The organism is Streptomyces sp. NPDC006368 (assembly GCF_040612535.1).
In the GTDB taxonomy this organism is placed as follows: Bacteria; Actinomycetota; Actinomycetes; order Streptomycetales; family Streptomycetaceae; genus Streptomyces.
In genome coordinates, this window is sequence record NZ_JBEXQK010000019.1 from 84,302 (window position 1) to 98,162 (window position 13,861).

Annotated in this window: 14 protein-coding genes; 4 read left to right on the forward strand and 10 right to left on the reverse strand. The window is 71.8% G+C overall.

Going from position 1 to position 13,861, the window contains the following annotated elements:
- Positions 1-27: 27 nt before the first annotated feature.
- Complete coding sequence (locus tag ABZZ38_RS16885) at positions 28-1,137, reverse strand: SDR family oxidoreductase (protein WP_356740235.1); 1,110 nt, start codon at positions 1,135-1,137, stop codon at positions 28-30.
- 190 nt (positions 1,138-1,327) lie between these two features.
- Here ABZZ38_RS16885 and ABZZ38_RS16890 point away from each other — a divergent pair, with 190 nt between their 5' ends.
- Positions 1,328-2,737: a zinc-dependent metalloprotease gene (locus tag ABZZ38_RS16890; protein WP_356740237.1), complete on the forward strand. Its 1,410-nt coding sequence runs from the start codon at positions 1,328-1,330 to the stop codon at positions 2,735-2,737.
- The gene (locus ABZZ38_RS16895) at positions 2,734-3,270 is read left to right on the forward strand and encodes an NUDIX hydrolase (protein ID WP_356740239.1); all 537 of its coding nucleotides are present in this window, start codon (positions 2,734-2,736) and stop codon (positions 3,268-3,270) included. The genes ABZZ38_RS16890 and ABZZ38_RS16895 overlap by 4 nt, the downstream gene beginning before the upstream one ends.
- Positions 3,271-3,331: 61 nt before the next feature.
- On the opposite strand, the gene ABZZ38_RS16900 is transcribed toward ABZZ38_RS16895, so the two are convergent.
- The 4 genes from ABZZ38_RS16900 to ABZZ38_RS16915 form a co-directional block, all read right to left on the reverse strand.
- Positions 3,332-4,087 carry an AIM24 family protein gene (locus ABZZ38_RS16900; RefSeq protein WP_356740241.1) on the reverse strand — a complete coding sequence of 252 codons (756 nt, stop codon included), beginning with the start codon at positions 4,085-4,087 and terminating at the stop codon, positions 3,332-3,334.
- 19 nt (positions 4,088-4,106) lie between these two features.
- Positions 4,107-4,787: an AIM24 family protein gene (locus tag ABZZ38_RS16905; protein WP_356740243.1), complete on the reverse strand. Its 681-nt coding sequence runs from the start codon at positions 4,785-4,787 to the stop codon at positions 4,107-4,109.
- A 13-nt stretch (positions 4,788-4,800) separates the two neighbouring features.
- Complete coding sequence (locus tag ABZZ38_RS16910; RefSeq protein WP_356740245.1) at positions 4,801-6,459, reverse strand: TerD family protein; 1,659 nt, start codon at positions 6,457-6,459, stop codon at positions 4,801-4,803.
- A gap of 108 nt (positions 6,460-6,567) precedes the next feature.
- Positions 6,568-7,143, reverse strand: a complete 576-nt coding sequence (locus tag ABZZ38_RS16915; protein ID WP_356740247.1) for a M48 family metallopeptidase — start codon at positions 7,141-7,143, stop codon at positions 6,568-6,570.
- Between the two features lie 199 nt (positions 7,144-7,342).
- Between ABZZ38_RS16915 and ABZZ38_RS16920 the strand changes: the two genes are divergently transcribed.
- On the forward strand, positions 7,343-8,515 hold the full coding sequence (locus ABZZ38_RS16920; protein ID WP_356740249.1) for a ThiF family adenylyltransferase: 1,173 nt from the start codon (positions 7,343-7,345) through the stop codon (positions 8,513-8,515).
- A 60-nt stretch (positions 8,516-8,575) separates the two neighbouring features.
- Positions 8,576-9,958, forward strand: a complete 1,383-nt coding sequence (locus ABZZ38_RS16925; RefSeq protein WP_356740251.1) for an AarF/ABC1/UbiB kinase family protein — start codon at positions 8,576-8,578, stop codon at positions 9,956-9,958.
- A gap of 30 nt (positions 9,959-9,988) precedes the next feature.
- Here the strand turns inward: ABZZ38_RS16925 and ABZZ38_RS16930 are convergent, their stop codons facing one another.
- The 5 genes from ABZZ38_RS16930 to ABZZ38_RS16950 form a co-directional block, all read right to left on the reverse strand.
- The gene (locus ABZZ38_RS16930; RefSeq protein ID WP_356740253.1) at positions 9,989-10,186 is read right to left on the reverse strand and encodes a hypothetical protein; all 198 of its coding nucleotides are present in this window, start codon (positions 10,184-10,186) and stop codon (positions 9,989-9,991) included.
- Between the two features lie 108 nt (positions 10,187-10,294).
- Positions 10,295-10,618, reverse strand: coding sequence for a hypothetical protein (locus tag ABZZ38_RS16935; protein ID WP_356740255.1), 324 nt, complete (start codon positions 10,616-10,618; stop codon positions 10,295-10,297).
- The gene (locus ABZZ38_RS16940) at positions 10,615-10,983 is read right to left on the reverse strand and encodes a WhiB family transcriptional regulator (protein ID WP_356740257.1); all 369 of its coding nucleotides are present in this window, start codon (positions 10,981-10,983) and stop codon (positions 10,615-10,617) included. The genes ABZZ38_RS16935 and ABZZ38_RS16940 overlap by 4 nt, the downstream gene beginning before the upstream one ends.
- A gap of 170 nt (positions 10,984-11,153) precedes the next feature.
- Positions 11,154-11,483, reverse strand: coding sequence for a hypothetical protein (locus tag ABZZ38_RS16945; protein ID WP_356740259.1), 330 nt, complete (start codon positions 11,481-11,483; stop codon positions 11,154-11,156).
- 169 nt (positions 11,484-11,652) lie between these two features.
- On the reverse strand, positions 11,653-13,827 hold the full coding sequence (locus ABZZ38_RS16950) for an ATP-dependent DNA helicase UvrD2 (protein ID WP_356740261.1): 2,175 nt from the start codon (positions 13,825-13,827) through the stop codon (positions 11,653-11,655).
- Between the last annotated feature and the right edge of the window lie 34 nt (positions 13,828-13,861).

Here is a 13,861-nt window from a genome sequence, read left to right on the forward strand (position 1 = left end):
CCGGCCCCGGTCCTACGGATTCCGGTCCTACAGGCCCCGGCGCTTGCGGACCCGGCGTACCAGCGCGGCCGTGCCCAGCAGGGCGACCGTCGCACCGGCCGCGCCCGCCGCGGTGGCGTCCTTGCGGCCGAGGCGGCGTCCCGCGACCGTGTGGCGGCCCTGGACCTCCTCCAGGAGCGCGGCGAGCACCTCCTCGTTGGTCCACTTCGGCCGCCAGCCCGCGTCGTGCAGCCGCCCGACGCTGACCACCCAGGGGTGCATGGTGTACGCCAGGTCACCGGCCGGTGACGGGGTGAGACCGATCCGGTGCAGCCGGGCGGCCGCGCCGAGCGCCACCGCGGACGGCAGCTCCATGCGGCGGATGCCGCTGAGCTCCTCGACCTCCTCCTGCTCCAGCCAGCCGTCGCAGGCGACCGCGAACTCCCCCTCGACCTTCTCCAGCGCGGCGTACTCCAGCGCGCTGACCAGGTCTTCCACATGGCAGAACTGCCAGGTCGGGTGCGATCCGGCGACGACCAGCAGGCGGGGCGACTCGAAGTACCGGGTGAGCGCGGTGTCCGTACCGCCCACCAGGACGGCGGGGCGTACCACCGTGACGTTCAGGCCGGGGTGGGCGCGGGGCGCCCGGCGGGCGAGGCGCTCGATCTCCAGCAGGTCGCCGACCCCGGTGGCCTCGGCGGTCGCCCGCAGCTCGGCGTCCTCGGAGAGCGGGACGTCGTTGTCCGGGAGGGCGCCGTAGACCATGGCCGACGTGCACAGCACGACGCGGTGGACGCCGGCGGCCGCGGCCGCCGTCAGGACGGTCTGGGTGCCGCGCACGTTGTACGCCGTCCGGGCGGCCGCGTCGGTCTCCAGGTCGAGGTCGAGCGCCAGGTGCACCACGACGTCCGCGCCGCGCAGCTTCTCGGCGATGGCCGGGTCCCGGACGTCCAGGATGTGCCAGTGCGCCTCCGCCACCTCGCCCCGGCGCTCGTCGATGGCGATGACCTGCTTGATCTCCTCGGACGCGACAAGGCGCCGGGTCAGCAGGTCGCCGACGCCGGACGCGGCGCCGGTGACCGCGACGACGGGGCGGCGGCCGGCGGACGGGGTTGATTGGTTTCGCGCTGCGCGAACCTGCGGATCTGGGGAACTCACCGGGCGTCTCCAGCGGTTGTCTTCAGTACGTACGTGCATCACGCGTACGGACCAGGTGGCGTCCATCCTGCCGCAGGCCGGGAGCCAGTGAAGCACCGAGCCCTTATCCGGCCCGGATGTCTACGCTGGTGGTGTTGTCGGGCAGCCGCCACCGGCAGGACGCCGGTGGCCCTACGAGCCGAGGAAACCCGTGAGTGACACCCCATTCGGATTCGGCCTTCCGCCGGAGGAGCCGGAGAACGGCGACGAGGGCAAGAAGAAGCCGCCCTCCGAAGGTGACAAGGGTGCTGGCAATCCCTTCGGGTTCCCCGGTCTGCCGGGCAGCGGCCCGGGCGGGGCGGACAATCCGTTCGCCGCGATGTTCGGTTCGCTGAACCCGAACGACCTGGGAGCGGCCTTCCAGCAGCTCGGCCAGATGCTGAGCTTCGAGGGCGGTCCGGTGAACTGGGACATGGCCAAGCAGATCGCGCGCCAGACCGTCGCCCAGGGCACGCCGGACGGCACCAAGGACTCCAGCGTGGGCCCGGCCGAGCGGTCCGCGGTCCAGGAGGCCGTGCGCCTGGCGGACCTGTGGCTGGACGGTGTGACGTCCCTGCCGTCCGGCGCGAGCACCTCCGTGGCGTGGAGCCGCGCGGAGTGGGTCGAGGCGACGCTCCCGGCCTGGCAGCAGCTGGTCGACCCGGTCGCCGAGCGTGTCGGCGCGGCCATGGGTGATGTGCTGCCGGAGGAGATGCAGGCCATGGCGGGCCCGCTGATCGGCATGATGCGCTCCATGGGCGGCGCCATGTTCGGCCAGCAGATCGGCCAGGCGGTGGGCGTGCTGGCCGGCGAGGTGGTCGGCTCGACCGACATCGGGCTGCCGCTGGGCCCGGCCGGCAAGGCCGCGCTGCTCCCGCTGAACGTGGAGGCGTTCGGCAAGGACCTGGGCGTGCCGAAGGACGAGGTGCGGTTGTACCTGGCGTTGCGGGAGGCCGCCCACCAGCGGCTCTTCGCCCATGTGCCGTGGCTGCGCTCGCACCTGTTCGGTGCGGTCGAGGGGTACGCGCGCGGGATCAAGGTCGACACCTCGAAGCTGGAGGACGCGGTCAGCGGACTCGACCCGTCCAATCCGGAGCAGCTGCAGGAGGCGCTCCAGCAGGGCATGTTCCAGCCGGAGGACACGCCGGAGCAGAAGGCGGCGCTGGCCCGCCTGGAGACGGCCCTGGCACTGGTCGAGGGCTGGGTGGACGCGGTGGTGCACGAGGCGGCCAAGTCCCGGCTGACCTCCGCCGCCGCGCTGCGGGAGACGCTGCGCCGCCGCCGGGCCTCGGGCGGTCCCGCCGAGCAGACCTTCGCGACGCTGATCGGCCTGGAGCTGCGTCCGCGCCGGCTGCGGGACGCGGCCCGGCTGTGGGCGTCGCTGACGGACGCGCGGGGCGTCGACGGTCGCGACGACCTGTGGGAGCACCCGGACATGCTGCCGACCGCCTCCGACCTGGACGACCCGGACGGCTTCGTCCACCGCGAGCACCTCGACTTCTCGGAGCTCGACAAGATGCTCGGCGAGGCGGCGGGCAACCAGGACGAGCGCGACCAGGGCAAGGACGACACCGACCGGTGACCCTGCACGACGACGCCGTCCTCGTACTGAAGGCGTACGAGGCGCACGGGGACCAGGCCGAGCTGCGCCAGGTCTATCTGGATCACCTCGCGGCGCGCCCCGACGGCATGTGGAAGGCGTGTGGGGCCGGGCACCTGACGGCCAGCGCGCTGGTGGTCGATCCGGAGCGCGGCCGGGTGCTGCTGACCCTGCACAAGAAGCTGGGCATGTGGCTGCAGATGGGCGGCCACTGTGAGCCGGGGGACGGCACGGTGGCCGGGGCGGCGCTGCGGGAGGCCACGGAGGAGTCCGGCGTCCCGGGGCTGACGCTGCTGCCGGGCGGGCCCGCGCGGCTGGACCGGCATCCGATCCCGGCGCCCTGCCACTGGCACCTCGATGTGCAGTACGTGGCGGTAGCGCCGTCCGGCGCGGTGGAGGCGATCAGCGACGAGTCGCTGGACCTGCGCTGGTTCGGTTACGACGAGGTGGCGGCCGTGGCCGACACCTCGGTGGTCCGGCTGGTGGAAGCGGCCCGCGCGGCTCTGGAGCGGTGACGTCGGGGGTAAGGGGCGCTCGCCCATGGCGACCGCCCCTTACCGCCCCCGGTGGCGCGGCTCAGTTCCAGGCGTTGTTCTGGTTCTGGGCGTGCGCGCCGTGCTGGCCGACGCCGAACTGGGCGCGCATCCCCTGACCGATCTCCGCGTTCTGCGGCGGCATGACCTCACTGGGCTGGACGAGCGCGAAACCCTGCCCCAGGAAGCTGAGTTCCCAGCCCTCCCCGGTGCTGCCACGACGGCGGCGCACGTTCGAGGAGTGGGTCTGCGCCTGCATCTGGACGCGCAGCGCGGAGGACCAGGCGACGACCGCGTCGGAGTCGACGCTGACGTACTTGTCCGGCGTCACCTCCATCATCAGCGGCTGGCCGGAGGTCATCAGGGCGACCTTGCCCCGGCCGGAGATGTTCAGCTGGTACTTGCCGGAGCCGGAGATGCCGTACTGGCTGTCCACCGCGATGACCTCGGTGTGGAGCGTGGAGTCGAGCGCCAGCACATAGGAGCTGTCCACGGTCATGCCCTCGTGGTCGACGTCCACGACATGGATGTACTGGGCGAGGTTGGCGAAGTAGACGGTTCCCTGCCCGGAGCAGCGCATCAGGTCCAGCCCTTCGCCGGTGTGGGCGCGGGCGCGCTGCCGGCTCTGGTTCTGGTACTCGCCGTCGAAGTCGATCAGGCCCTGGTAGGCGACCATGGCGCCCTTGCGGGCGAGGACGTCGTCGTGGCCGGTGAGCGCCACCCGCAGCAGCTGCGGGTTCTGGACGGCGTACCGGTCCTGGCTCTGCTGTTCCGTGTGGCTGAAAAGCGGGCTCTGCATGGTGTGTTCTCGCTCCCCCTCAGCCCCGGACCCGCAGGCGGTCGGTGCTGTCCTCGCTCGGCTGTACGACGACGATGCCCTGCCCGGAGAAGGCCATCTGGTACGCCTCTCCGCTGCCCCGCCCGATCAGGGAGGAGGCCTTGAAGCTGCGCTTGCCCTTGACCTTGAGCGACGGCGACCAGGCGACGAGGGCGTCGGGGTCGACGTACGTCTCGTCCTCGCCGCGGCCGCAGTCGACGACGAGGGGCGTCCCGCGCGAGGTCAGAGCGACCCATCCGGTGCCCGTGATCTGCACGTTCCACAGGCCCTGCCCGGCCAACTTGGCCAGGCCCTTGACCTTTTCCACACCCCATTGGAGGTGCGCGTCGAAGGCCAGCAGGTTGGTGCCGTTGACGGAGAGCGCGTCGTTGTCGAGGTTGATGACGACGACGTCGGCGCCGTAGTCGGCGAGGTAGAGCAGCCCGTCACCGGAGCACTTCATGACGGGCGCGCCCTCGCCGGTGACCCACTGGGAGGCGATCTGGCGGACGGCGGGCGGGTTGGGCTCGTACTGGACGAAGCCCTCGTACGACACCACCGAGCCGGTGCGTGCGTACAGGTCCTGGCCGGTGGCCATCGCCACCTTGAGCATGTGGCGGCCGTGGTTCTCCATCCGGGCCACGACGGGGGTCGGGGCGAAGCCCGCGAGCTGCTGGTTCATTGTCCGGGCTCCCTCAGACCTCGTACGGCTGGACGACGATGAAGTTGCCGGGGGCTCCCCGGAACTGCAGGTTGACGGTCTCCCCGCTGTGGCCGGGGTACGCGTTGCGGCGCAGCCGGACCTGGCTGGAGATGATCACCTGGGAGGCCGCCGACCAGGCGACGACGGCGTTGCAGTCGGCGAAGGTGGTCGGGGTGACGGGCAGGACGACCGGGACACCCTGGGTCTTGACGACGACCGTGCCGGTGCCCTGGAACAGCATGGTGAACAGCGCGCCGCCGGGGATGCCGTGGCCCTCGATCCGGCGGACCTCGTGGTGCAGCGTCTCGTCGAAGGCGAGGACGTTCTCGGCGGAGACGCAGATGGCGTCGCCCTGGAGCTCGATGGGGTGCAGGTGGGAGCCGTTCTCGGCGAGGAAGACCTGACCGCGGCCGGTGCAGCGCATGAGCTGCATCTCCTGACCGGTGGCGTTGCCGACGATACGTCCGGTGAAACCGGCGCCCTTGTAACCGAAGTCGACCTTGCCCTGGTACATGACCATGCTGCCCTGGCGGGCGAGGACGGGCGTCCCGCCCATGGCCAGGTCGACCCGCATGAGCTGCTGGTTCTGCGGCGTCCAGCGCTGCCCGGTGGCCGTCTCGCGGTACTTCTGAAGCGCGGCCTGGAGTCCGCCGCCGGCCTGTGGCGCGGCGCCGTGGGGCATGCCCTGCGGGGCGCCCGGCGGCATCCCGCCGTACGGCTGCTGTCCGTACTGCTGCTGTCCGTACAGCGACGGGGCGGGGGCCGGCTGCCCGTAGGGGGACGGCGTCCCCGGCGGCGGGGTCTGTCCGGGCACCTGGCCCGGTACCTGGCCGAACTGCGGCTGCTGGGGCGGCTGCCCGTACGGTGACGGCGGGGCGGGCTGGGCGGGCGGCGCCATGGGGGCGGCCATCGTGGGCGCGGCGTGCATGGGCTGCGGCGCGGGGGCCGGGGGGTGCGGTGCGGGGGCGGGTGCCGGAGGCTGCGGCGCCGGGGCGATCGGGGCGCCGAAGGACGGTGCGGGCTGCGGCGCTTGGGGCGGTACGGGAGCGGCGGGAGCCGCGAACGGGGGCGGGGCGAAACCGGGCGCCGCGGCCTGCGGTTGCTGCGGCGCGGCCGGCTCTTCCTCGGCGACCTCACCGCCGAAGTTCCTGAGCAGCGCCTCCAGACCGCCGTCGAAGCCCTGGCCGACCGCGGCGAACCGCCATACGTCCTTCAGGTAGAAGTCGCCGAGCATCACCGCGCGCTCGGTGCTGAACTCGGAGCCGTCGAAGGCGTACCGGGCCACCTCCTCGCCACCCGCGACGATACGGAGATGCCCCGGACCGATCTGGGACATCTGTCCCGCGCCGTCGACCGTCGCGGTGAAGGAGAGTTTGTGGATGTGCGGGGGGACGCGGTCGAGCGTGACGCGGAAGGACTCCGTGTCACCGGCCTGCGGGCCCAGCATCTGAATGGACTCCTCGGGCGACTTCGGCTGGTTGAAGAAGACGAAATACCGGTCGTCGGAGAGCTGCTCGTTGGCGTCCAGGCCGAAACAGCTGATGTCGAAGGTGAGACCGGGGGCCGTGATCTGCACTCCTACGTACAGATCGGTTCCCGGTGTCAGGTCACTGATCTTGGCCTTGTGGCCGCGCTGGAATTCCCTGGCCATGCGTAACGACCGTCCCCCATCCCGAAATGTGAATCCGTCGCGCCAGGCTAACGGCTCGCGACGACATCGAGCCAAGTCGGTACACGTTCGGTACAGGATCGGTGGATGTCACTCTCCGCGACCGGCCGGGAGGTGGGGCAGGCGGTCCGCGGCGACCACTCCCTCCAGGTAGCCGCGGGCGCGTTCGGTGCGGGGGTACGCCTCCAGCAGCCGCCAGAAGTCGGCTCCGTGCCCCGGGACGAGCAGATGGGCCAGTTCGTGCACGAGGACGTAGTCGATGACGTACTCCGGCATGCCCTGCAGCCGGTGCGAGAGGCGGATGCTGCCCTCGCCGGGGGTGCAGGAGCCCCAGCGGGTGTTCTGGTTGGTGACCCACCGCACCGACCTGGGGCGCGCGCGGCCGTCGAAGTACTGGGCGGACAGTCGCTCGGCGCGCTCGTGCAGCTGGCTGTCGCCCAGGACGCGCTTGCTCTCCTGGGCGGCGAGTTTGTCGAGCATCACGTTCACCCAGCGGCGCTCCTCCGCCTCCGACATGCGGGCGGGGATGAGCACGATGGTCCGGTCGCCCTCGCGGTAGGCGGAGACCGTTCTCCTGCGCCGTGAGCTCCTTCGGACCTCGACCGCGCTCGTCCCCGATCGTCGGGGCGCGTCGCTCGTCGGGCTGCGGTGTGGGTCGGCTGGCACGCCCCGACGTTACCCGCTGTCAGCGGGGGGTGTCCCGTCTCGGGGAGGGTTCACGCACGATCCATCCACAGGCTGCGCCATTTGAACGATTGAAAGACCAATACACCGCCGCTGTGGACAACTTTCCGTGGGGATCGGCGGGGCCGGGCATTCTGACAGCGCGGATCGACGGCGATCACGAAAGATCACGGGGGCGGATATGCATCCGATGGTGAAGCCCGCGCTGCGGCGGGCATGGCGGAATCTCCAGTACGTGCAGTTCGGGGCGACGCCGGCACACGCGGTGGTGCTCGGCCCGGTGGACACGACGACGGGCAGTCTGCTGGGGATGTTCGACGGGACCCGGGGGCTCGCGCTGCTGCGCGAGGAGGCGCGGGCGCTGGGGTTGCCCGACGGCCGGATGGAGGCCTTGGTGGACCGGCTGGCCGACGCCGGACTGCTGGACGACGCGGCGGTGGGCGACCCCGCTGCGGACGCGCTGCGCAAGGAGGACGGCGCACTCGACCGGCTGCGCGCCGATCTGGCGTCCCTCTCCGTGGTCCACCGGGAACCGGGCGGTGCGATACGGCGGCTGGCGGCGCGGCGCTCGATGCGGGTTCAGGTGCGCGGCGCCGGGCGGGTGGGCGCGAGCGTGGCGGCGCTGCTGTCCGCGTCGGGTGTCGGCCGGGTGGAGGTGCTGGACGGTGAATGTGTGGAGCCGTGGGACGTGGCGCCGGGCGGGCTCGCGGCGGAGGCGGTGGGTGAGCGGCGGGACGCGGCGGCCCGGCGCCTGGTGAGCAGGGCGGCGCCCGGAGGCCGCGCGCCTCGGGGCGCGCCGCGTGGGGGCAGGGGGCTCGGCCAGACGGTCGGCAGGGCGGCCGGGTCGGAGCCGGGGCTGTCGCTGGTCGTGGTCGCTCCGCGGGACGGGCTCGCCGCGTACGCGCCGGACCCCCGGCCGGCCGACGACTGGGTCGCCACGGGCACTCCCCATCTGTACGCGGGGGTGGTGGAGGCCACGGGCGTGGTGGGTCCGCTGGTACTCCCCGGTGGCACGGCGTGCGCGCGCTGCCTCGACTTCGAACGGGCGGATCGCGATCCGGCCTGGCCGCGAATGCTGGCGCAGTGGCGTTCGGGTCGGCAGAGCCGGGTCCCGGCCTGCGATCTGGGGCTGGCGACGGCGGTCGCGGGGCTGACGGCGGCACACGCGCTGGCGTTCCTGGACGGGGATCTGCCGGCGAGCACGGGGGCTCGCTGGGAGACATCGCTGCCCCTGCTGGACTGGCGATCCGAGCGGATCGCCCCGCACGCCGACTGTACCTGCGGGGCGGCCGGCGGAAGAGAGGGGGTGCGCACCTCGGACGACGGCCCGGAGCAGGCCACAATGGCGGGGTAAGACGTCGACACGTCATGCCGGAGGCAACGCGGCACGGCGATCTGGGATGTGGAGGGGCGTATGTCTGATCTTCCCCGGAAGGCGGTCACCCGTACTGCCAAGTTGGCCGCGTTGCCGCTGGGATTCGCCGGTCGGGTCACATGGGGCCTGGGCAAGCGGATCGGCGGCAAGTCCGCGGAGATAGTGGCCCGTGAGCTGCAACAGCGCACGGCGGAACAGCTGTTCAAGGTGCTCGGTGAGCTCAAGGGCGGCGCGATGAAGTTCGGGCAGGCGCTGTCCGTCTTCGAGTCGGCTCTTCCGGAGGAGGTCGCCGGGCCCTACCGGGCGGCGCTGACCAAGCTCCAGGAGGCGGCCCCGCCGATGCCGACCCGTACGGTCCACTCGGTGCTGGAGGAGCGGCTGGGCGCCGAATGGCGCGAGCTGTTCCTGGAGTTCGAGGACAAGCCGTCGGCGGCGGCGTCGATCGGCCAGGTGCACCGGGCCGTGTGGCACGACGGCCGCAAGGTCGCGGTGAAGGTGCAGTATCCGGGGGCGGGTGACGCGCTGTTGTCGGACCTGGCGCAGCTGAGCCGGTTCGCCCGGCTGCTCGGGCCGCTGATCCCGGGCATGGACATCAAGCCGCTGATCACCGAGTTGCGCGACCGGGTGGCCGAGGAGCTGGACTACGGCCTGGAGGCCGAGGCGCAGCGGCAGCACGCCGCGGAGTTCGCCGACGATCCGGACGTGGTGGTGCCGGACGTGGTGCACCAGTCCGACCAGGTGCTGGTGACGGAGTGGATCGACGGCATACCGCTCGCCGACGTCATCACGGACGGTACGCCCGAACAGCGCGACCGCGCGGGCCAGTTGCTGGCGCGCTTCCTGTTCTCGGGGCCGGCGCGCACGGGTCTGCTGCACGCCGATCCGCACCCGGGCAACTTCCGTCTGCTGCCCGCGGTCGAGGGGGACGAGGACGGCGAGGAGAGCGGCTGGCGGCTGGGCGTGCTGGACTTCGGCACGGTGGACCGGCTGCCGGGCGGCCTGCCGGACCCGATCGGTGCCTGTCTGCGGCTGACCCTGGAGGGCGATGCGGAGACGGTGTACGAACTCCTGTGCGCGGAGGGGTTCGTCAAGGAGACCATCGAGCTCGACCCGGACGCGGTGCTGGAGTATCTGCTGCCGATCATCGAGCCGGCTGAGGTGGAGGCGTTCACCTTCACCCGTGGCTGGCTGCGGGCGCAGGCGGCCCGGATAGCCGATATCCGGTCCCCGGCGCACCAGTTGGGCAAGCAGCTCAATCTGCCGCCCGCCTATCTGCTGATCCACCGGGTGACGCTGAGCACCATTGGGGTGCTGTGCCAGCTGAACGCCACGGTGCGGCTGCGGGATGAGCTGGAGTCGTGGCTGCCGGGCTTCCTGCCGGAGGACGACGAGGACGTGGTGCCGGTGGAGGCGCGGGCCTGACCGGGTGGTTCGGCTCCGCCCGGTGCACGATCACCACCAGGCGGAGTCGAGTCTGCTCTCGATGGCTCTGAGGTGGGTGCGGGCGCAGTCGTCGCAGAAGTAGTGACGGGTGCCGTTCTCCACGGAACACATCCAGGTCACCGGGGGGCTGTCCGCGGACCTGCCGCAGCGGGAGCACACCAGGGTGTGAGGGTCCGGCTGCGCGGGGGGAGGAGTCCGGTCGTTCACCACGGGACGATAACTCCACTCGGTGCCCGGGCGGTGCGCAACGCACCGCGGGGGCCGGTCGGTTCGGACCGGCCCCCGCGAGGGTTCGGCGCTCAGTGCGCTGGGCGCTCAGTGCATGACGGCCATGGCCAGCGCGCGGCGGGCGCGCAGCGAGACGCGCTCGGCGCGGCGCTGCATGCGCCGGGCGGCGACCAGGCGCAGGGCCTGGCGTTCCGCGTCGGCTTCCCGCATGCGCTCGTGCATATGGGCACGAGCCAGCGCTTCTTGGATGAGTTGCATCTCACGGTTCCTGTTCTGGCGCGAGTCATTCGCGCCGATGGTGGTGACGGCTGGGGTGGCGGAGCCGTGGGGCTCGCTCGCGGAAGAGGTCATCGGGGCCTGCTTCTGGGGATCGTGCGTCAGGGGGCGGTCGATGGTTCCGGTGACGTTCATGCCGTGACCGGGTTCTTGCGCGGGCGGCCACGGGGCCGCTTGCGGGCGACGACCACGCCCTGGACGAAGAGCTCACCGCCCCAGACGCCCCACGGCTCGCGCCGTTCCTTGGCCCCCGCGAGGCAGGCGGCCATGAGCGGGCAGGTCCGGCAGAGGGACTTGGCGTACTCGACGTCGGCCGGCGACTCGGCGAAGAAGACCTCCGGGTCGTAGGCGCGGCAGGGGACGGGTACGCCGAGGTTCTCGATGGCGTCGTCGAGCGCGGTGAGCGCGGTCAGGGGGGTCAAAGCGGGGTCCTCCGTGAGGCCGGGCGGGGGAATCGTTTGCGAAGGCGGTACGGACGGGGCGTGCGCTTCGAGTTGCACGGTTCTGTTTTCCTCGTCTGGTCGGTCCGGCCTGTTGGCCGGTGGGCTGGTACCGGGTTCTGCCTTGTCCCGAGGCCCCTTCGCTCCGCTTCGCCCGTTCGGGCAAAACAGAAGGGCCGCGGATCCCGGGTGGGGTTCCGCGGCCCTGAAGGCGCCGGCCTGATCGTCGATCAGGCTGGATCACTCCAGGGTTCGAGCCCACGGAAGGCCCACATCGTGTGGTGCTGCGTCTGCTGCTTGGTTTCGGCACCGGTCGCCGCAAAGGCATAGGCCTGGGCCTTGCCTGCTGCTACTCCTGCTTCCAGTGCCTTGGTCGGTCGCTCATTGCGCTCCAGGACGGGGAGAGCCGTCAGGAGCATGGCGGGGCGCTCGGCCGCGAAGCCGGACATACCGCTGCCCATGAACGCCGAGCCGGAGAGGCCGAGCGAGCAGGTGGAGACGACGGAGCGATCGGTCATTTTGGCGGTCGGGCTGATAGAGCTGACGTTGATGCTGATCACTGAAATCGCCTCCTCTCGGCGTCTCGGGGGGATCGGTCGGAGCCGGTCCCGCGCGTATTCGGATAAGTACAGCACAAGGACAGGGCTTCGGAGAAGCCGCTGTTCTCGTGGTTAAGAACCTATGGGGATCACTGGGGCGGGCGCAAACTATTTTTCCGACGAGTTTGCGTCAGTCCTCCTCGGCGCCTCCGCCAACGTCCTGGCCTGCGCAGATGGCCAGAACATCGGTGCCGAAGCGGTCCAGTTTGCGCGCGCCGACCCCGGAGATGGAGGCGAGCTCGCCGTCGGTGGACGGGACGGCCTCGGCGATCGCCATCAGGGTCTTGTCGGTGAAGACGCAGTACGCGGGCTGGCCGAGCTGCTTCGCCTGATCCGAGCGCCACTCGCGCAGCCGTTCGTACAGCCCCTCGTCCATGTCGGACGGGCAGCCCTCACAGCGCATCAGCTTCATCTCGCCGGCGTCGGTGAGGGTCGTGCCGCACACGCGGCACTGCACCGTTCCCCGGCGCTTCCGGCGGCTGCCGCCACCGCGCTCGATGCCGCCGCCTCCGCCGGCCGTGCGGGCGCCGGGGAGCGAGGAGCCGGGACGCAGGCCTGCCAGGAACCGGGTGGGGCGGCGGGAGGCCCGCCCGCCGGGCGAGCGGGAGAGGGCCCAGGAGAGCGAGAGGTGCAGCCGGGCGCGGGTGACGCCGACGTACAGCAGGCGGCGCTCCTCCTCGATCTGCTCATCGGTCTTGGCGTAGGTGATCGGCATCATGCCCTCGGTCAGGCCGACCAGGAACACCGCGTCCCATTCGAGGCCCTTGGCCGCGTGCAGCGAGGCGAGGGTGACGCCCTGCACGGTGGGGGCGTGCTGGGCGGCGGCCCGCTCGTCGAGCTCGGCGACCAGGTCGCCGAGGGTGGCCCCGGCGCGGGCGCGGGCGAAGTCCTCGGCGAGCCGGACCAGCGCGGCCAGGGACTCCCAGCGGTCGCGGACAGCGCCGGAGCCGGCCGGGGGCTCGGTGGTCCAGCCCTTGGTGGACAGCACGGCCCGCACCTGGGAGGGCAGGTCGCCGGCGTCGTCCAGCAGCGGGTCGTTGCCCCCGGCGCGAGCCGCGCCGCGCAGGGCGACGCCCGCCTCGCGCACCTCGGCGCGCTCGAAGAAGCGCTCGGCGCCGCGCAGCTGGTAGGGCACTCCGGCGTCGGCGAGGGCCTGCTCGTAGATCTCGGACTGGGCGTTGATCCGGTACAGCACGGCGATCTCCCCGGCCGGGACACCGGCGGCGATCAGGTCGCGGATGCGGCGGGCGGTGCCCTCGGCCTCGGCGGGTTCGTCGGCGTACTCCGTGTAGGCGGGCTCCGGGCCCGGGTCGCGCTGGGAGATCAGCTCCAGGCGGTGCTCGGCGGCCCGGCCGACGGCCTGGCTGAGCAGCCCGTTGGCCAGGTGGACGACCTGTGGGGTGGAGCGGTAGTCGCGGACCAGCTTCACCACGGTGGCGTTGGGGTGACGGGTGCGGAAGTTCAGCAGGTGGTCGGGGGTGGCGCCGGTGAACGAGTAGATCGTCTGGCTGGCGTCACCGACGACGCAGAGGTTGTCGCGGTCGCCCAGCCACAGGTCGAGGAGACGCTGCTGGAGCGGGGACACGTCCTGGTACTCGTCCACCACGAAGTGCTGGTACTGGCGGCGGATCTGGTCGGCGATGTCGTGCCGGTCCTGGAGGATGCCGACGGTCAGCAGCAGGACGTCCTCGAAGTCGATGACTCCGCGGTCTCGCTTGAGCTGCTCGTACATCGCATAGATCTGGCCAATTTCGGCAACGTCCCGTGGGGCGTCACGCTGGGCCTTGGCGACCGCCGCCGGGTAATCGGCGGGGACGGTCTGCGTGACCTTGGCCCACTCGATCTCGCTCGTGGTGTCGCGCAGCTCGTTGCGGTCGAGGCGGATGCGGCAGCGGGCGGCGGCCTCGGCCACCAGCTGGATCTTCCGCTCCAGCAGACGCGGCAGTTCACCACCGACGACTTTCGGCCAGAAGTACTGCAGCTGACGAAGGGCGGCCGAGTGGAAGGTGCGGGCCTGGACGCCGCCCGCGCCGAGCTGGCGGAGCCGGCCGCGCATCTCGCCCGCGGCGCGGTTGGTGAAGGTGACGGCGAGCACACTGGCCGGCGCGAGTATGCCCGCGCGGACGCCGTAGGCGATCCGGTGGGTGATCGCGCGCGTCTTGCCCGTGCCGGCGCCCGCCAGCACGCACACCGGACCGTGCAGGGCCGTCGCCACCTCGCGCTGCTCGGGGTCGAGCCCGTCGAGCACCGCGTCGGCGGTCTCGGGGACCTGCGGGAAGGGAGTGGAGTCCGTTGCTGCTGTCACCCTGCCATGCTGCCAGGTCGCCGGTGGCGGATGT

Excerpts from the sequence above, each read along its gene's own strand:
- ABZZ38_RS16900 (WP_356740241.1), bottom strand. The coding sequence starts at position 4,087 with ATGCAGAGCCCGCTTTTCAGCCACACGGAACAGCAGAGCCAGGACCGG.
- ABZZ38_RS16905 (WP_356740243.1), bottom strand. The coding sequence starts at position 4,787 with ATGAACCAGCAGCTCGCGGGCTTCGCCCCGACCCCCGTCGTGGCCCGG.
- ABZZ38_RS16910 (WP_356740245.1), bottom strand. The coding sequence starts at position 6,459 with ATGGCCAGGGAATTCCAGCGCGGCCACAAGGCCAAGATCAGTGACCTG.
- ABZZ38_RS16920 (WP_356740249.1), top strand. The coding sequence starts at position 7,343 with ATGCATCCGATGGTGAAGCCCGCGCTGCGGCGGGCATGGCGGAATCTC.
- ABZZ38_RS16925 (WP_356740251.1), top strand. The coding sequence starts at position 8,576 with ATGTCTGATCTTCCCCGGAAGGCGGTCACCCGTACTGCCAAGTTGGCC.
- ABZZ38_RS16935 (WP_356740255.1), bottom strand. The coding sequence starts at position 10,618 with ATGAACGTCACCGGAACCATCGACCGCCCCCTGACGCACGATCCCCAG.